The organism is Streptomyces sp. NPDC051987 (assembly GCF_040680735.1).
In the GTDB taxonomy this organism is placed as follows: Bacteria; Actinomycetota; Actinomycetes; order Streptomycetales; family Streptomycetaceae; genus Streptomyces.
Window position 1 is genome coordinate 21,775 of sequence record NZ_JBFAXI010000079.1, and the last position, 18,324, is coordinate 40,098.

14 protein-coding genes and 1 pseudogene are annotated in these 18,324 nt (G+C 70.8%); 10 read left to right on the forward strand and 5 right to left on the reverse strand.

The window, feature by feature from the left end:
- Window positions 1–525 precede the first annotated feature (525 nt).
- Complete coding sequence (locus AB0M11_RS31290; RefSeq protein WP_365711427.1) at window positions 526–5,505, forward strand: LamG-like jellyroll fold domain-containing protein; 4,980 nt, start codon at window positions 526–528, stop codon at window positions 5,503–5,505.
- Between the two features lie 56 nt (window positions 5,506–5,561).
- On the opposite strand, the gene AB0M11_RS31295 is transcribed toward AB0M11_RS31290, so the two are convergent.
- Entirely contained in the window at window positions 5,562–6,218 is a 657-nt protein-coding gene (locus AB0M11_RS31295; RefSeq protein ID WP_365711454.1) for a pirin family protein, read from the reverse strand.
- 73 nt (window positions 6,219–6,291) lie between these two features.
- Between AB0M11_RS31295 and fasR the strand changes: the two genes are divergently transcribed.
- The 5 genes from fasR to fabF all read left to right on the forward strand — a co-directional run bounded on the left by fasR (window position 6,292) and on the right by fabF (window position 11,242).
- The gene (gene fasR / locus AB0M11_RS31300) at window positions 6,292–7,497 is read left to right on the forward strand and encodes a fatty acid biosynthesis transcriptional regulator FasR (protein WP_365711429.1); all 1,206 of its coding nucleotides are present in this window, start codon (window positions 6,292–6,294) and stop codon (window positions 7,495–7,497) included.
- An 89-nt stretch (window positions 7,498–7,586) separates the two neighbouring features.
- The gene (locus tag AB0M11_RS31305; protein ID WP_365711431.1) at window positions 7,587–8,507 is read left to right on the forward strand and encodes an ACP S-malonyltransferase; all 921 of its coding nucleotides are present in this window, start codon (window positions 7,587–7,589) and stop codon (window positions 8,505–8,507) included.
- 17 nt (window positions 8,508–8,524) lie between these two features.
- Window positions 8,525–9,556 (forward strand): ketoacyl-ACP synthase III, encoded by a 1,032-nt coding sequence (locus AB0M11_RS31310; RefSeq protein ID WP_365711433.1) that lies wholly within the window; start codon window positions 8,525–8,527, stop codon window positions 9,554–9,556.
- 89 nt (window positions 9,557–9,645) lie between these two features.
- Window positions 9,646–9,894, forward strand: coding sequence for an acyl carrier protein (locus AB0M11_RS31315; RefSeq protein WP_070027634.1), 249 nt, complete (start codon window positions 9,646–9,648; stop codon window positions 9,892–9,894).
- Between the two features lie 85 nt (window positions 9,895–9,979).
- Window positions 9,980–11,242 carry a beta-ketoacyl-ACP synthase II gene (gene fabF, locus AB0M11_RS31320; RefSeq protein ID WP_365711436.1) on the forward strand — a complete coding sequence of 421 codons (1,263 nt, stop codon included), beginning with the start codon at window positions 9,980–9,982 and terminating at the stop codon, window positions 11,240–11,242.
- Window positions 11,243–11,387: 145 nt separating this feature from the next.
- Here fabF and AB0M11_RS31325 read toward each other — a convergent pair whose 3' ends face one another.
- Complete coding sequence (locus AB0M11_RS31325; RefSeq protein ID WP_293998246.1) at window positions 11,388–11,882, reverse strand: DUF3145 domain-containing protein; 495 nt, start codon at window positions 11,880–11,882, stop codon at window positions 11,388–11,390.
- Window positions 11,883–12,134: 252 nt separating this feature from the next.
- On the opposite strand from AB0M11_RS31325, the gene AB0M11_RS31330 reads away from it, so the two are divergent.
- A complete protein-coding gene (locus AB0M11_RS31330; protein WP_365711438.1) occupies window positions 12,135–13,034 on the forward strand; it encodes an SGNH/GDSL hydrolase family protein in 900 nt (299 codons plus the stop codon).
- 22 nt (window positions 13,035–13,056) lie between these two features.
- Window positions 13,057–14,031 carry an aldose epimerase family protein gene (locus tag AB0M11_RS31335; protein ID WP_365711440.1) on the forward strand — a complete coding sequence of 325 codons (975 nt, stop codon included), beginning with the start codon at window positions 13,057–13,059 and terminating at the stop codon, window positions 14,029–14,031.
- A 226-nt stretch (window positions 14,032–14,257) separates the two neighbouring features.
- Here AB0M11_RS31335 and AB0M11_RS31340 read toward each other — a convergent pair whose 3' ends face one another.
- Window positions 14,258–15,046 (reverse strand): EI24 domain-containing protein, encoded by a 789-nt coding sequence (locus AB0M11_RS31340; RefSeq protein WP_365711442.1) that lies wholly within the window; start codon window positions 15,044–15,046, stop codon window positions 14,258–14,260.
- 185 nt (window positions 15,047–15,231) lie between these two features.
- Here AB0M11_RS31340 and AB0M11_RS31345 point away from each other — a divergent pair, with 185 nt between their 5' ends.
- Window positions 15,232–16,389: a serine hydrolase domain-containing protein gene (locus AB0M11_RS31345; RefSeq protein ID WP_365711444.1), complete on the forward strand. Its 1,158-nt coding sequence runs from the start codon at window positions 15,232–15,234 to the stop codon at window positions 16,387–16,389.
- Window positions 16,390–16,552: 163 nt separating this feature from the next.
- Here AB0M11_RS31345 and AB0M11_RS31350 read toward each other — a convergent pair.
- Both AB0M11_RS31350 and AB0M11_RS31355 read right to left on the reverse strand, forming a co-directional pair.
- Window positions 16,553–16,600: pseudogene (locus AB0M11_RS31350) on the reverse strand (hypothetical protein); the annotation flags it as partial.
- 73 nt (window positions 16,601–16,673) lie between these two features.
- A complete protein-coding gene (locus AB0M11_RS31355) occupies window positions 16,674–17,672 on the reverse strand; it encodes an NADP-dependent oxidoreductase (protein WP_365711446.1) in 999 nt (332 codons plus the stop codon).
- 91 nt (window positions 17,673–17,763) lie between these two features.
- Between AB0M11_RS31355 and AB0M11_RS31360 the strand changes: the two genes are divergently transcribed.
- Window positions 17,764–18,213, forward strand: a complete 450-nt coding sequence (locus tag AB0M11_RS31360; protein WP_365711448.1) for a MarR family transcriptional regulator — start codon at window positions 17,764–17,766, stop codon at window positions 18,211–18,213.
- Window positions 18,214–18,324: the final 111 nt, after the last annotated feature.

The following is an 18,324-nucleotide window of genomic DNA, read 5'->3' on the forward strand; positions in this document are numbered from 1 at the left end:
GGAGGGCCATGAGATGCGCGGGGGGCGATAGGAGGGCATGGGCTTGGGCTGGTGGTAATGCGAGGCCACAGCGGTGACCGGTACCGGCTTGTCATGCGCCGGGGTGGGTGCCCGATGCCGAACGGCCGCGTCGGCCGGAGTTGCCTGCAAGACACCGGCGCATAACGCCATCGTGGCGAGGGCCGCGGTGGGGGCGCGCAGTGCAATACGGCTCAGCCAGGCGCGTGCGGACAGGCCCGTCCGGACTGCCTTGTTGCTCCGGCGTCTACCAGAAACCACAGCGTCCCGCCCCTCGGTGTCCACGAAGATCACTCGATCCGAGCGGACGCTACCCACCCCTTCACACGCGGCGAACCCTCCTACCGAGTCATGACCAGACTCTTACGTCGCTTACATGTCAACATTCCGCGGTCAATGAGGCGGAATGATCGCCTCCAGCCCCCCTGCCCCTCTGGTCACGCACAGCAGCGCACTCCTAGCGTCGTGAACCACTGGATCTTCAGATCGGACAGAGGTGGATCTCCCATGCGATGGCACCACATACCTGGCGCACGCAGAACCACCGGCCGCGGCAGAGCCGCCGTCACCGCCACCGTCACCACCGCGCTCGCCCTGGTCGCCGCCACAGCGAGCCTGACCCCCGCCTATGCCGACACCCCCGGGGGCGCGGCCGTCTACTCCTCCGGCGCGTCCGCCCCGGTCACCGACGACACGCCCGCGCCATCGGATCTGCCGCAACTGCCGGACGGATACGGCCCGTCAGCCGCCCAGCGTGCGGCGATGGAGACCGCTGCGGCGACAGCCCGGAAGAGCGGGAAGGCCGTCGCGGTCAGCTCGTTGACGACCCCCGTCCAGCAGGTGACCGCCGGTCCCGGCGGCGGGTTCCAGTTGTCGGCCAACCCCGTGCCCGTGCGGACCAAGCGGCACGGCCGTTGGACCGCCGTCGACATGACACTGCGGCACGACAGTGACGGCACCTGGTCTCCGGCCGCGACCGCGTACGGCACGGTGTCCTTCTCCGGGGGCGGTCGCACCCCATTAGCCACGACCCGCTACGGCGGCGTGCGCATGGCCGTCTCCTGGCCAGGGACTTTGCCCGTTCCCGTCGTCAAGGGCAGTTCCGCGATCTACCGGTCCGTACTGCCCTCGGTGGACCTGGTGGTCTCGGCCACCGCCGCCGGCGGCTTCACCGACACCCTGGTCGTCAAGTCCCCAGCCGCAGCCCGGAACCCGGCGCTGGCCACCCTGCGACTGGGCACCCAGGTGACCGGCGGTCGCCTGACCCGGGGCAGCGCCGACAACCTCGCGCTGCGCGACACTCGGGGCCGGGATCTCATGGACGCGGCCAGCCCGCTGATGTGGGACTCCAACACGGTGCTGCCGACCCCGGCCACCAAGAAGGCGCATACGGCGAGCAAGGCCAAGGTCGCCGCCGACCCCTCGGACGCCGCGCATCCCGGTCTGGCCGCCCGTGAGGCACCGGTGAGCACAAAGGTGTCCGCCTCGGGTCTGTCACTTGTTCCGGACTCCCGCATGCTCAAGGCCCGCTCCACCGTCTTCCCGGTCTACATCGACCCCACGTTCAACTGGCACCCCTACGATCCCGCCGCCCCGGCCTTCGACGAGGTCAAACAGGGCTGCCCCAACAAGTCCTTCTACAACCAGACCGGTTCACTCGCCGACAACGGATACCTGGGGGTCGGCTACAACGGCTGGCAGGAGGGCTCCTGCTACACCGGCAAAGAGCACGCGATCTACCAGTGGAAGCTGTCGTCCACCATTTTCGGCGCGCACATCAACACCGCGACCGTCAACGCCACGGAGATCTACTCCGCGTCCTGCTCCGGCTCCTACACGGTCAACCTGCACTGGTCCGGCGGCATCGGATCGGGCACCGACTGGAGCAACCGGCCCGGCTACAACACCTACTCCACTTCAGCCGGTTATGCCCGCGCCTACAACCCCACGTACTGTCCGTCGAACGGTTCGGTGACCCACGGCTTGAACGTGCTCACCCCGATCGCGCACAACGCCGCCGGTCACTCCGCCAGCTTCACCGCCACGCTCAGCGAGGACTCCGCCGAGAGCGGCCGCGACGACGGCGGCTTCTCCCGTTTCTCGCACAACCCCAGCCTGGAGATCTTCTACAACCTGCCTCCGTCCGCCCCTTCCAAGTCGACGATGGCAGCGGTGGCGGGCGCGGACGACGCGGCCTGCGACACCAGCGGCCCCGACTACCCCTTCATGGGTAAGACCATTGCCAGCACCCCACCCGTACTGAAGGCAAAGGTCTCGGACGCCGACGGCGACAAGCTGCAGGCGACCTTCCAGTACTGGGTCAACGGCTCCACCACCCTGCACACCGGGCTCAGCGGCGACAACCTGGCCAGCGGTTCCTACGCCGCCTACAGCCTGCCGGCGAGCTTCATCAGTTCGCTGACCAGCGGACAGATCGTGGACTGGCAGGTCAAGGTCACCGACGGTGAGGACTCCACCGCCTACGCCCAGTCCCCCACCTGCCACTTCGTCGCCGAACCCACCGCGCCGAGCGCCCCCACGGTCACCTCGAAGAACAACCTCTACCCCAATACCGACAACGGCGGGGGCGCGGGCGCCGCGGCCGGCACCGTAGGCACCTTCAACGTGACCACCAGCGGCGGGGCCGGCGCGACCAAGTTCGTCTACTCCGTCGACGTGCCGCCCGCCACCAGCAACCCGCCCGCTTCCCAGACAGTTCCCGCGACGAGCAACGCCGCCGCGGTGACCGTCACTCCCTACTCCCCGGGACCGCACACCCTGTGGGTGTACGCCGTGGACGCCGCAGGGGACGACTCCGGCGCCACCGGCTACCCGTTCCTGGCCACCGGAGACCCGAACAGCACCACCTGCACCAGCCTCTCCGCGTGCTTCAACAACACCGCCATCAGCGCCGACACCAACCCCGGCCAGGCCGACATCGACGGTGTCGGCGACAGCTTCTCCGCCACCGACCTCACCGCCGCGGGCTGGGCCAGCGGCGGCAAGGTCACCGTCAACGGGGCCACTTTCACCCTGCCCTCGTTCGGTTCCGGGCAGAAGGACAACATTCTGGCCGCCAACCAGACCATCCCCTTCAGCGGATCCGGCAGCGCCCTGGCCTTCCTCGCCACGTCCACCTACGCGGGGCTGTCCATGCCCGGCGCCATCGCCAATGACGACACCGCCCCCTACGTCCCGGCCGGCACCCCGGTGAGCGGTTCCTACTGCTTCAACGGCACCGACCCGGTGGACGCCTGCGCAGCAACCGGCACCATCACCTACACCGACGGCACCACCGCGACATACGACCTGACCGTCCCCAACTGGAGCGTCAGCAACGACGCCATAGCCGCCGTGGTCCTGCCGCACCGCAACGACGTCGCGGGACAGGCAGCCTCCCCGCACCGGCTCTTCGCCTTCTCCGTACCCATCGACCCGGCCAGGACCATCGCCTCGGTGACGCTGCCCGACGTGGGCAATCACATCGGCAACCACACCCAGTCACTGCACATCTTCAGCATGGCCACCCGGAACACCACCACCGGCACCCCCGAGGCCACCGGCACCACCGCCGCCGCCCCGGCCGGTCAGAGCTGGACCGGCGCCTGGGCCAACCCCAACGAGGGCCAGTACAACTTCCAGGGCGCCAACTTCTCCAACCAGACCTTCCGCATCGCCCTGCCCGCGTCGATCTCCGGCAACACCGTCCGCATCAAGCTCGACAACGCCCTGGGCACCAGCAAGCTGTCCATCGGTCACGTCACCATCGCCCAGGACTCCGGATCCGGAGTCCCCTCCGCCGTGCCGACCGCCACCCCCACCACCCTCACCTTCGGTGGCAGCCAGTCGGTGACCGTCCCCCAGGGCGGTTCCGTCTACAGCGACCCGCTCGCCTTCCCCGTCACCGCCAACCACTACCTCCTCGTCTCCTACCAACTGAGCAACTCCGTGCCGTACCTGGTCCAGCACTCGTTCGCCAACAACGCCTACCAGTACGTCACCGTCACCGGCGCCGGGGACAAGACCACGGACACCACCGGCACCCCCTTCGCCGGCAGCACCGGAACCCTGCAGGGCTGGTTCACCGACCTCGTCACCAACGTCGACGTCACCACCGGCCACACCCCGACCCAAGCGGTGCTCGGTGACGGACTCATCGACGCCTTCCAGCCCAAGACCACCCCCGTCGCCAGCGGTAGCCGCGTCTCCGACACCCTGGCAGGCGCCGAGCCCACCACCCCCAGTCCCTACGGCACCATCGCCGAGGGCATCGAATCCAACGACCTGATGACCGACAACCCCCAGACGTACAACGGCAAGACCCTCGGCGGCCCCTCGGCCCTCTCCCGTATCGACCGCGACATCCTCGACCAGCCCGGCATCAGCAACGTCGTGGTCTACGAAGGCCTCGAAGACCTCCTCGGCGGCAGCACACCCGACGACCTGGAAGCCAACGGCTACACCGCCCTCGTCCAGCAGCTCCAGGGCTGGGGCATCTCCACCACACTGGCCTCCCTCACCCCCTGTGACGGCTTCGCCGGAGACGGTGCCACCCCCAACGACCCCTGCACCAGCACCATCGACGCCAACCGCACCGACGTCAACGACTGGCTCGACGACATGGACCTCGGCAGTCCCTGGTCCACTCCGCCGGTCTACTACGCGGACTTCGACACCGCCCTCGCCGTCCCCGACACCGGTAACGGCGAGAACAGACTCGCCTCGGCCGCCGACACCGGCGACCACGTCAACCTCACCAACTCCGGATACGCCGCCGAGACCCTCGCCCTTCTCTCCCCGCACGACACCTGGTCCCTCGACGACGGTGACGGTTTCACCATCGCCAACGACACCGCCCCCACCGACACCCCCTACACCGTCAAGGACACCACCGGCGTCGGCAGCAACACCCTGACCCTCAACGGCACCACCACCTGGACCGACGACGCCGCCCGCGGTGAGACCCTCGCCTTCGACGGCACCAGCGGCTACGCCGCCGGCAGCGGCCCGGCACTGGACACCACCGGCAGCTACTCCGTCTCGGCGTGGGTGAAACTCTCCTCGCTGCCCACCCGCAACGCCACCGTCGCCGCCCAGGACGGCACCCAGAACAGCCCCTTCTACCTCCAGTACAACTACGCCAACACCGGTTCCCCGGGCTGGTCGATGAGCCTCGCCAAGGGCGACACCGCCAACTCCGGCTTCTGGAACGCCTACGCCTCCGGCGCGACCGCCAACACCTGGACGCACCTGGTCGGCACCTACGACGCCACCACGAAGACCGCCCAGCTCTACGTCAACGGCAGCCTCGCCGCCACCGCCACCGGCGTCACCTCATGGAACGGCGCCAACGCCTTCACCATCGGCCGCGCCCTCTCCAACGACACCGACACCGACTTCTTCCCCGGCCTGATCAGCACCGTCCAGGCCTGGAACTACGCCCTCACCCCCAACCAGGTCACCGCCCTCCACCAACAGATCCCCTGACCCCGGCCGCCGTGGGTGCTCCCGACCCGACGGTCAGGGTGCCCACGGCCGCCCCCTCACCCCGCCGCCATCTCCCACAGCAGCAGCTCCGCGGCCGTGATCCCCGACGCCTCCAGGTCCTTCGCGTCGGTGATCCGGGCCGAGTCGCCCGGTCCCAGATCGACCCCGGCCAGCCGCACCTCCCCCCGCACCACGTGCACGTACACGTACGCCCCGTCCGGTACCGCCGTCCGCTCGGTCGCGGCCAGCCGGCGGACGTGGAGCATCGCGGCGGCCCGCGGGACGGCGTAGGGGGTGGAGTCGGCGATGCCGCGGACGAGGTCGTACGAGGGGTCGCCGCCGGGGACGAGGGGGGCCAGCCACATCTGGACGAAGGTCAGCGGGCCGGGGCCGTCGTTGCGTTCCACGTGGCGGACGCCGCCCGCCGAGCTCAGGCGCTGCAGGTCCCCCCGGCGCACCACCGTCTCGTGGCCCGTGGAGTCCCGGTGGGTCAGCTCGCCCTCGACCACCCACGTCACGATCTCGGTGTGGCTGTGCGGATGCTCGTCGAAGCCGGCGCCGGGGGCCAGCCGCTCCTCGTTGCAGGCGACGACCGCCCCGAAGCGCAGGTTGCCGGGATCGTAGTGCGGGCCGAAGGAGAAGGCGTGCCGGGACTCGATGCCGGTTGCCGGGTCGCCTCCCGAGTAGCGCTCCGCCGCGCGCCTGACGTCCATCACGGCACCACGGTAGACCTCAGTCGGCACCCGGCGGCGCAGGCTCCCGTCCGGATAAGGCAGTCTTGTCCCCGTGCCCGAACCCGTAACACGCAACTCCGACCCCTCGGCTCATCAGATCCACCCGCACTCCGCGACCCTGAAGCGGCTGGAGAAGTCGTCCGGCAGCCTCGCCGCCCAGGCCATCGCACGCATGGACGAGACCCTGCCGTGGTACCGGGCCATGCCCCCGGAGAACCGCTCCTGGATCGGGCTCGTCGCCCAGGCGGGCATCGCGGCCTTCACCGAGTGGTTCCGGCACCCGGACGCCCCGCAGGCGATCTCCACCGACGTGTTCGGTACCGCGCCGCGGGAGCTGACCCGGGCGATCACGCTGCGGCAGACCGTGGAGATGGTGCGCACCACGATCGAGGTCATGGAGAGCGCGATCGACGAGGTCGCGGCTCCGGGCGACGAGAGCGTGCTGCGCGAGGCGCTGCTGGTGTACGCCCGGGAGATCGCCTTCGCCACCGCCCAGGTGTACGCCCAGGCCGCCGAGGCACGCGGTGCCTGGGACGCCCGGCTGGAGTCGCTGGTCGTCAACGCCGTGCTGAGCGGGGAGGCCGACGAGGGCGCGGTGAGCAGGGCCGCCGCGCTGGGCTGGAACTCGCCCGACCATGTGTGCGTCGTGCTCGGGACCGCGCCCGACGGGGACAGCGAGCTGACCGTGGAGGCGATCCGGCGGGCCTCCCGGCACGCCAAGCTGCAGGTGCTGACCGGAGTGCTCGGTGACCGGCTCGTCGTCATCGCGGGCGGCAGCGACAACCCGCTGGCCGTGGCCAAGTCGCTGATCGGGCCGTTCGCGGCCGGGCCGGTCGTCGCGGGGCCGGTCGTACCGGACCTGCTGGCCGCCACCCGGTCCGCGCAGGCGGCCGCCGCGGGGCTGAAAGCGTGTTCGGCCTGGCAGGACGCGCCGCGGCCGGTACTGGCGGACGATCTGCTTCCGGAGCGCGCCATCGCGGGCGATCCGAGCGCCCGCGAGCAGTTGGTGGAGGAGATCTACAGACCACTGGAAGAAGCCGGTTCGGCGCTGCTGGAAACACTGAGCGTCTACCTGGAACAGGCGAGCAGCCTGGAGGGCGCGGCCCGCATGCTCTTCGTTCACCCGAACACCGTGCGCTACCGGCTTCGACGTGTGACTGACGTCACCGGATGGTCACCGTCCGATGTACGATCCGCCTTCACACTGCGGATCGCGCTGATCCTGGGGCGTCTGGTCGATGGAGATCTCCAGCCATAGGATTTTGTCGGGGGTCCACAAAACCCCCTCGTGTTCTTCGTCCCTGTCCCCACGGGCGGCCGTGGCCGTCCCCAAGAGAGAGTGTGAGAGTGCTCGTACTCGTCGCTCCCGGCCAGGGCGCCCAGACGCCTGGCTTCCTGACCCCCTGGCTCGACCTTCCCGGTGTCGAGGACCGTCTGCGTGCCTGGTCGGACGCCATCGGTCTCGATCTGGTGCACTACGGCACGAACGCCGACGCGGACGAGATCCGCGACACCGCGATCGCCCAGCCGCTGCTCGTCGCGGCGGGGCTCGTCTCCGGCGCGGCACTCGGTGCCATCACGGACGTGGCCCCCGGCGCGGTCGCCGGGCACAGCGTCGGTGAGATCACCGCCGCCGCCTTCGCGGGCGTCCTGGACGACAACGCCGCGCTGACCCTCGTGCGCAAGCGGGGGCTCGCGATGGCCGAGGCCGCCGCGATCACCGAGACCGGTATGTCGGCGCTGCTCGGCGGCGACCCGGAGGTCTCCGTCGCGCACCTGCAGAAGCTCGGCCTGACCCCGGCGAACATCAACGGCGCGGGCCAGATCGTCGCGGCCGGCACCCTGGAGCAGCTCGCCGCGCTGAACGAGGACAAGCCCGAGGGCGTCCGCAAGGTCGTGGCGCTCAAGGTCGCCGGTGCCTTCCACACGCATCACATGGGCCCCGCGGTCGACAAGCTGGCCGAGGCGGCCACGCAGCTCGCGCCGCTCGACCCGAAGTTCACCTACGTCTCCAACAAGGACGGGCAGGCCGTCGCGTCCGGCGCGGAGATCGTGGACCGCCTGGTCGGCCAGGTCGCCAACCCGGTCCGCTGGGACCTGTGCATGGAGACGTTCCAGCAGCTCGGTGCCACCGCCCTCCTGGAGGTGTGTCCCGGCGGCACCCTGACCGGCCTGGCCAAGCGCGCCCTGCCCGGCGTGAAGACGCTGGCGCTGAAGACCCCCGACGACCTCGACGCGGCCCGCGAGCTCATCGCCGAGCACAGCTGAATCAGGAGCCCATTGCGATGTCGAAGATCAAGCCCAGCAAGGGTGCCCCGTACGCGCGCATCCTCGGTGTCGGCGGCTACCGCCCGACCCGCGTGGTGCCCAACGAGGTGATCCTGGAGACGATCGACTCGTCCGACGAGTGGATCCGCTCGCGCTCCGGGATCGAGACCCGGCACTGGGCGGGCCCCGAGGAGACGGTCGCCGCGATGTCGATCGAGGCGTCCGGCAAGGCGATCGCGGACGCGGGCATCGGCGCCGAGCAGATCGGCGCCGTGGTCGTCTCGACCGTCTCGCACTTCAGCCAGACCCCGGCCGTCGCCACCGAGATCGCCGACAAGCTGGGCACGAACAAGGCCGCCGCCTTCGACATCTCGGCCGGCTGCGCGGGCTTCGGCTACGGCCTCACGCTCGCCAAGGGCATGGTGGTGGAGGGTTCCGCCGAGTACGTGCTCGTCATCGGCGTGGAGCGGCTGAGCGACCTCACCGACCTGGAGGACCGGGCCACCGCCTTCCTGTTCGGCGACGGCGCGGGCGCGGTCGTGGTCGGCCCCTCGCAGGAGCCGGCGATCGGCCCGACGGTCTGGGGCTCCGAGGGCGACAAGTCGGAGACCATCAAGCAGACGATCCCCTGGGACCGGCTCCACTTCGGTGACCGGTCGGCGCTTCCGCTGGACAGCCAGGGCAACATCAAGTTTCCGGCGATCACGCAGGAAGGCCAGGCGGTCTTCCGCTGGGCCGTGTTCGAGATGGCGAAGGTCGCGCAGCAGGCACTGGACGCGGCCGGAATCAGCGCGGACGACCTGGACGTCTTCATCCCGCACCAGGCCAATGTGCGGATCATCGACTCGATGGTGAAGACTCTCAAGCTGCCGGAGCACGTCACGGTCGCCCGTGACATCCGCACCACCGGCAACACCTCGGCCGCCTCGATCCCGCTCGCGATGGAGCGGCTCCTGGCGACCGGCGAGGCGAAGAGCGGCGACACCGCGCTCGTCATCGGGTTCGGGGCGGGTCTCGTCTACGCCGCCACTGTCGTTACCCTCCCCTAGGCACTCCGTGCCGGATCATGCATCCGGAACGGATCGCCGTTCGCAGTACCGCAGCAACCGTCTGGAACATCTAAGAAGGAGCGCCTGACATGGCCGCCACTCAGGAAGAGATCGTCGAAGGTCTCGCCGAGATCGTGAACGAGATCGCCGGCATCCCGGTTGAGGACGTCCAGCTGGACAAGTCCTTCACCGACGACCTGGACGTCGACTCGCTGTCCATGGTCGAGGTCGTCGTCGCCGCCGAAGAGCGCTTCGACGTCAAGATCCCGGACGAGGACGTCAAGAACCTCAAGACCGTCGGTGACGCGACCGAGTACATCCTCAAGCACCAGGCCTGAGGCAGTTAGCCAGCCTCCGGCTGCAATGCCCCGCCACCCGGCGGTGGCGCCGTCGAATCCCGTATCCGTTGGAGAAAGAATTCCCGTGAGCCCGACCAATCGCACCGTGGTCGTCACCGGTATCGGCGCAACCACACCGCTGGGTGGCGACGCAGCTTCGTTCTGGGAGGCCCTGGTCGCCGGCAAGTCCGGCGTCCGCCTCCTGGAGCAGGACTGGGCGGCCGACCTGCCCGTCCGTATCGCGGCGCAGATCGCCGTCGAACCCGGCGAGATCATCCCGCGCCCGCAGGCCCGCAAGCTGGACCGGTCCGCGCAGTTCGCGCTGATCGCCGCCAAGGAGGCCTGGCAGGACGCCGGCTTCACCGCCAAGGCCGGCGAGGACGCGGCCGCCGACCCCGACCGGGTCGGCGCCGTCATCGCCTCCGGCATCGGCGGTGTGACGACCCTGCTGGACCAGTACGACGTGCTCAAGGAGAAGGGCGTACGCCGTGTCTCCCCGCACACCGTGCCCATGCTGATGCCCAACTCGCCGGCCGCCAACGTCGGTATCGAGCTGGGTGCGCGGGCCGGCGTGCACACGCCCGTGTCGGCCTGCGCCTCCGGCGCCGAGGCCATCGGGTACGCCATCGAGATGATCCGCACCGGCCGTGCGGACGTCGTCGTGGCCGGCGGCACCGAGGCGGCGATCCACCCGCTGCCCATCGTCGCGTTCGGCAACATGATGGCGATGTCCAAGAACAACGACGACCCCGAGGGCGCGTCGCGTCCCTACGACTCCGGCCGTGACGGCTTCGTCCTCGGTGAGGGCGCGGGCGTGATCGTCCTGGAGTCCGAGGAGCACGCGAAGGCGCGCGGGGCCCGGATCTACGCGGAGGCGGTCGGCCAGGGCATCTCGGCCGACGCGCACCACATCACGCAGCCGGAGCCGTCGGGCAACGGGATCGCGCACGCGCTGCAGAACCTGCTCGACAACACGGACCTGAAGCCGGCCGAGATCGTGCACGTCAACGCGCACGCGACGTCGACGCCGCAGGGGGACGTGGCCGAGATCAAGGCGCTGCGGAAGGTGTTCGGCGACGACGTCGACCACATGGCGATCTCCGCGACCAAGTCGATGACCGGTCACCTGCTGGGCGGTGCCGGCGGTATCGAGACCGTCGCGTCGATCCTCGCGCTGGTGAACCGGACGGCTCCGCCGACCATCAACCTCGACGATCTCGACCCCGAGGTCAACGCGGACGTGGTGCGGGGTGAGGCACGGGAGCTGCCCGAGGGCAGGATCGCCGCGCTGAACGACTCGTTCGGGTTCGGGGGCCACAACGTGGTCCTTGCGTTCCGGACCATGTGAGCAACGCTGCGCCAAGGCTTGTGGCCCGGACTCCGTCGGACGGAGTTCGGGCCACAGTGCGTTTCGTTGTCGGCCGACCGCCCGGTGAGGGCTTGTCGCGCAGTTCCCCGCGCCCCTTCAGGGGCGCGGCAGACGGCTACGGCGCTCACACCACCTGGTGGAGCCACCTCACCGGCGCGCCCTCGCCCGCGTAGCGGAACGGCTCCAGTTCGTCGTCCCACGGCTTGCCCAGCAGCTTGGCGATCTCGGCCTCCAGGGCCGTCTCGCCGCGCTGAGCGCGGGTCAGGGCGGCCCGCAGGCGGTCCTCCGGGATGAGGATGTCGCCGTGGATCCCGGTGACCGCGTGGAAGATGCCGAGGTCGGGGGTGCAGCTGTAGCGCTCGCCCTCGGCCTTCGCGCAGGGTTCGGCGGTGACCTCGAAGCGGAGCAGGTGCCAGCCGCGCAGGGCGGAGGCGAGTTTGGAGGCCGTGCCGACCTCGCCCTGCCAGGAGAACTCGGAGCGCCAGGTGCCGGGCGCGGCCGGCTGGCGGATCCAGTCGAGGTTGACGCGCGTGCCGAGCACCCCGGCGACGGCCCACTCGACGTGCGGGCACAGCGCGCGCGGCGCGGAGTGCACGTACAGAACTCCACGTGTCGTCACCGGAACCTCCGGGCAGAGCGGGACATCTTGCTTGCTGGCTGGCGGCAGTGGCACGACGGCCGCGTTGATGGCGAGGCTACCGTGCGGCGGCGCAAGGAGTGTGACGTACCGTCGGTCCCGCAGCCAGGAAACCCTCGCCATTCACCCAGGGGGACGCTTGTGCGGGGGTGGTCCGTTGCAGGGGGCGGGCGGGAACTCCCGTGCGTTGTTATGAAGGGGGACGAACTGGGCGACGGAGAGGACCGACGGGGTATGGGCAAGCAGCGACGCCGGCGTTCGCGTGCCCTGGCAGGCGCCGTCGCCGTGACCGCCGCGCTGGGGGTGGCCGGGTGCGACGCCCTGGGCGGTTCCCCGGCGGCGGCGAAGAGCGAGCGGGCGCGGGCCGCGCGGACGGTGCAGGTGTGGGACCGCAGCCCGGCCTCGATCGCGGCCGTCGGTGACTCCATCACCCGTGGCTTCGACGCCTGCACGGTGCTCTCGGACTGCCCGGAGGTGTCCTGGGCGACCGGCACCAGCGACCAGGTGGACAGCCTGGCGGTCCGGCTGCTGGGGCGGGCCGGGGCGGCCGACCGCAGCTGGAACTACGCGGAGACCGGCGCCCGGATGGCCGACCTGCCCGCCCAGATGGCCGACGCGGCCGCGCACCGGCCGCAGTTGGTGACGGTGATGGTGGGGGCCAACGACGCCTGTCGCACGTCGGTGCGGGCGATGACCTCGGCGGCGGACTTCCGCCGCGAGTTCGAGGACGCGCTGGGCACCCTGCGCAAGGCGCTGCCGAAGACGCAGGTGTACGTGGCGAGCGTGCCGAACCTGAAGCGGCTGTGGTCCGAGGGGCGGACCAACCCGCTGGGCAAGCAGGTGTGGAAGCTGGGCATCTGCCCTTCCATGCTGTCCGACGCGGACGACCTGACCAGCGCGGCGACCTTGCGCCGGGACAAGGTGCAGCGGCGCGTCGAGGAGTACAACGAGGTGCTGAAGGAGGTCTGCGCCAAGGACCGGCGGTGCCGGTTCGACGGCGGGGCGGTGTACGCGTACCGCTTCGGGACCGGTCAGCTCAGCCGCTGGGACTGGTTCCATCCCAGTACCGACGGCCAGTCGAAGCTCGCCGCCATCGCCTACCGGACCATCACCGCCAAGGACCCGGTGGACTAGACCCTTGGCTTAGGGTTTCCCCATGAGTGAACTTTTCGGCACACTTTCCGACGGCACCGCGGTGCACCGCTGGACGCTGGAGCGCGCGGGGACCCGGGTGCGGGTGCTGTCGTACGGCGGGATCGTGCAGTCGGCCGAGGTCCCCGACCGGGCCGGGCGGACGGCGGACGTGGTGCTGGGGTTCGCCGACCTGGACGGCTACCTGGCGCACCCGGGGCCCTACTTCGGCGCCCTGGTCGGCCGGTACGCCAACCGGATCGCGCGGGCCCGCTTCCCCCTGGACGGCGTGACCTACGCCCTGGAACCGAACAACGCGCCCAACTCCCTGCACGGCGGCGCCCGCGGTTTCGACAAGCGGGTGTGGGAGGCGGCGGCCGTCGAGCACGGGGTGCGGCTGTCCCGGGTGAGCCCGCACGGGGAGGAGGGGTTCCCGGGCCGTCTGGAGGTCGCCGTGACGTACACGCTGGACGCCTCGGGCGCGCTGCGCATCTCCTACGAGGCGGTCACCGACGCGCCGACCGTCGTGAACCTCACCAACCACAGCTACTTCAACCTGGCGGGCTCCGGGAACGCGGGCGGCCATGAACTGCGGATCGCGGCCTCGCGCTACACGCCCGTGGACGGCGACCTGATCCCGACCGGGGTGCTGGAGGACGTCTCGGGCAGCCGCTTCGACTTCCGCTCGGACCGCAAGGTGGGCTCCGGCTACGACCACAACCTGGTCCTCGACAAGGGGGTGACGGAGGATCCGGTGGAGATCGCCGAGCTGTACGACCCGGCGTCCGGCCGCACCCTCACCGTCGCCACCACCGAACCCGGCATCCAGCTCTACACCGCCGAGCACCTGACCGGCCCCTTCGCCCCCGGCGACGGTGTCGCCCTGGAGACCCAGCACTTCCCGGACTCCCCCAACCGGCCGGAGTTCCCGAGCACCCGTCTGGAGCCGGGCGGCGTCTACCGCTCGACGACGGTGTACGGCTTCGGGGTGCGGGACTGACGCTCCCGGCAACGCGCAAGCCCCGGTCCAGGGGTCAGGTCCCGGACCGGGGCTGCTCAGGGGGGACGTGTCCCGTTCCGACCTTAGCCGTGGCGGTGCGCCGAGGGCCGGTCATCCGGGCGCGTCGCCGCGATCTCGTACGAACCCTTCACAACCGCCCACGAGATCCCGGGGACGCCCTGACGACGGTGGCGGCCGACGGTGACCGTGGCGGCCGGTGCGGGCTTCAGGAGCTGACGGGCTCGTCCGCCCGCTCGTCCTCCACGGCCGTCTCCTCGCCCAGCAGCTCGCGGGCGAGGAGGGTGGCGCCCGCGACCGCGCCCGGCATCAGGAACACCGCGACGCACGGGACCAGGAAGGCCAGGCCCAGCGGGGTGCCGAAGCCCCACGCCAGGGTCTTGCGGGAGCGCAGCAGGGTGAGCCGGGCGCGCAGGTCGACGCCCCGGCGCTGGAGGGCGACGGCGGTGAGCTCCTCGGTGAGGAAGAAGCCGGTCACGAAGAAGCCGACGACGGGGACGACGGTCTGCCCGACGAAGGGCAGGAAGCCGAGGGCGAAGAGGAGCACGCCCCAGAGGCAGGCGCGGACCAGGATGCGCAGGCTGTCCCGGGCCGAGACCCACAGCTCGCGCCAGAACGGCAGCCCGGACTCGGGAGCGGTGCCGTCGGGCGAGACGTCGGTGTCGACCTTCTCGGAGAGGTTCTCGTAGAACGGCTGGCCGATCAGCAGCGTGACCGCGGTGAAGGTGAGGACGGCGAGCAGCAGGCCGAGCGCGAACAGGACGGCGGTGAGGAAGCCGCGGAAGAGGCCGAGCCAGGGGCTGGACCAGTCGTCGGCGAACGGGGTGGCCCAGGCGACGACGTCCTCCCCCCATATCGCGAGGGCGACCAGGGCCGCCGCGTAGAGGACGAGGGTGATCAGGCCGGGCAGGAGACCGAGACCGAACTGCCGGCCGTGCCGGGCGACCCACCGCTGGCCCTTGAGGAGATAACCGAAACCCGCCCCGAGATCACGCATGACGAAAACTTTACCGGGGCTCCGCGGGCGCATGCCCCCGCGGTGAGTCCGCCCTCGTCACACCCTGGTTGAGTCGAACAGGTGCATCTCGCCGTACCGATCCGAGGAAGGGGTAGGTCGCCCAGGTGGGTAGGGCGTTGTTCACAGTGGGAGCCGCCTCCGGGCGACTCGGTTGAGGAGAACGGATGACGCAGGAGATCACCGTCCAGGGCACGGTCGCGGAGGGCTTCGAGACGGTGCGCGAGGAGTTCGCCGCCTTCGTCGCCGACGGACCGGCCGACTACGAGGGACAGCTGTGCGCCTACGTCCACGGCCGGCGGGTCGTCGACCTGTGGGCGGGCGAGGGGGTCGACGGGGGCTCCCTGTACGGCGTCTTCTCGTCCACCAAGGGGGCGGCGCACCTGGTCGTGGCGATGCTGGTGCAGGACGGCACGCTGGAGCTGGACCGCAAGGTCACCTACTACTGGCCGGAGTTCGCCGCCGAGGGCAAGGGCACGCTGACCCTGCGGGACCTGCTAGCGCACCGGGCGGGCCTGGTCGGCACCGACACCGGGTTCAGCCCGCAGGAGCTGTCCGACGACCGGGCGATGGCCGAACGCCTCGCCGACCAGCGGCCGTTCTGGCGGCCGGGCACGGCCTTCGGCTACCACGCCCTGGTCATCGGGGCGCTCACCGGCGAGGTGGTACGGCGCGCGACCGGCCGTACCCTCCAGGACGTGTACGAGGAGCGGGTCCGGGCGCCGTACCGCCTCGACTTCTTCCTGGGGCTGCCGGCCGCGCACGAGCCGCGCTTCCGCACCACCCAGCCGATGCGGCCGACACCCGACCAGCGGGCCCTGCTCGACTCCGTCCCGTCCGGCCCGCAGACCCTCGCGGGGATCGCCTTCAACGAGCACGCCGCCGAGCCCACGGACCTGGCGGCCCTCCCGAACGACCGGCGGTTGCGCGCCAAGGGTCCCGCCTCCGTCGGCGGGGTGGCGTCGGCACGCGGCCTGGCCGGGATGTACGCGGCCCTGATCAGCGAGGTCGACGGCGAGGCCCCGCTGCTGAAGGAGGACACGGTGGCGGAGTTCGGCCAGATCCACTCCGTGGGGTACGACCTGGTGGCCCGCGCCCACAAGTCGTACGGCCTCGGCTTCCAGGCGACGGCCGACACCTGGCACCCGTTCCTCGGCGCGGGCACGATCGGCCACAGCGGAGCGGCCGGCTCCCAGGCCTTCGCGGACCCGCGCAGCGGCATCGCCTACGGCTACACGAGGCGGAGGTTCGCGTTCCCGGGGGGCGCTGCCCCCGAGAACGCCCGCTTCGCACTGGCCGTACACAAGGCGACCCTGGCCATGTGAGTGCCTCGCCCGGACGCGCCCCTTCTTTCAGGGGCGCGGCCTGCTCACCGCACGCGAGCCTCGCCCCACCCCAGTCCGCGTGATCATGCGCGTCCCCGTCCCCGCCGTCCCCGACCAGGGAGAAGACGACCGACCCGTACGGCGCCACCTCGTCGTCGACGCCGACCGTGGCGGTGAACCGGCTGCAGCCGCCGCCGAGACGGAACGCCACGTCACTGGCGGCGTGCGCGCCCGCCGCTGATGGGACTTCGCCTCCGGCGCGCCGGCGAGCGGTCGCGGCTCCGCTACAGCTTGACGATCATCTTGCCGGTGTTGTCGCCGCGCAGGACCCCGAGGAACGCCTCCAGGTTGTTCTCGATGCCCTCGACGACCGTCTCGCGGTACTTCAGCCGCCCGGAGGCCACCCACGGGCCCACCTCGGCGACGAACTGCGGCTGCAGGTCGTAGTGGTCGCCGACCAGGAAGCCCTCGATCCGGCCGCGGGTCTGGATGAGCCGGGCGAGGTTCTTCGGGCCGGGGACCGGCTCGGTGCTGTTGTAGACGGAGATCATGCCGCAGACCGCGATCCGGCCGCCCCGGTTGAGCTGGCCGACGGCCGCCTCCAGGTGGTCGCCGCCGACGTTGTCGAAGTAGACGTCCACGCCGTCGGGGGCGGCGGCGCGCAGCTGCTCGGCGACCGGGCCGTTCTTGTAGTTGAAGGCCGCGTCGAAGCCGTACTCCTCGACCAGGAGCTTGACCTTGTCGTCCGAGCCCGCCGAGCCGATGACCCGCGAGGCGCCCTTGAGCTTGGCGATCTGGCCGACCTGACTGCCGACCGCGCCGGCCGCGCCGGAGACGAAGACCGAGTCGCCCTCCTTGAAGGAGGCGGTGCGCAGCAGGCCGGCGTAGGCGGTGAGGCCGGTCATGCCGAGGACGCCGAGGTACGTCGACAGGGGCGCGGCCGCCGCGTCGACCTTGACGGCGTTCTTCGCGTCCACGACCGCGTACTCACGCCAGCCGAAGAAGTGCAGGACGTGGTCGCCGGCCGCGATGCCCTCGGCGTTCGACTCGACGACCTCGCCGACCGCGCCGCCCTGCATGACCTTGCCCAGCTCGAAGGGGGCGACGTAGGACTTGGCGGCGCTCATCCGGCCGCGCATGTACGGGTCGACGGAGAGGTACGTGTTCCGTACCAGCACCTGCCCCTCACCCGGCGTGGGGACCTCCGCCTCGACCAGGGCGAAGTCCTCGGGCTTCGGCCAGCCGACGGGACGGCTGAGCAGGTGCCACTCGCGGTTGATCATGACATGCGCCTTTCCGAAACTACTTCAGTATCTGAAACAACCATGCTCCTGAATATTTCATGATGTCAAGTAACGCGGTACTCTGGAGCGCATGTCCACGCCACAGCCCAGCCCAGCGAAGACCCGCCGTACCGACGCCCTGACCCTGGAGGTCGTCGAGCTCATCGGGGACGTCGTGGCCCGTTTCTACGCGGACTACGAGGAGGCGGCGGGCGAGCACGCGCTCACCGGGGCGCAGGCGCGGCTGCTCAGTCTGCTGTCGCTGGAGCCGCTGCCGATGCGGAAGCTGGCGCAGAAGCTGAAGTGCGAGCCGTCCAACGTGACGGGGATCGTGGACCGGCTGGAGGCGCGCGGGCTCGTGGAGCGGCGGCCCGACCCGGCCGACCGCCGGGTCAAGCTGGCCGCGGCGACGGACGAGGGCCGCCGGGTCGCCCGCGACCTGCGCGAGGGCCTGCGCTTCGCGCGCGAACCACTGGCGGGGCTGTCGGACGCGGAGCGACTGTCCCTGCGGGACCTGCTGCGCAGGATGCTGGAGGCGTAGGCGCAGGGCGCCGGGGGCGCCGGGGAGGCGACAGGCGCGACAGGCTGCCGGAGGCGCCCGGAGCAGCAGGCCGCCCGGGGCAACGGGGGCATCCGGAGCGACGAGGCCGCC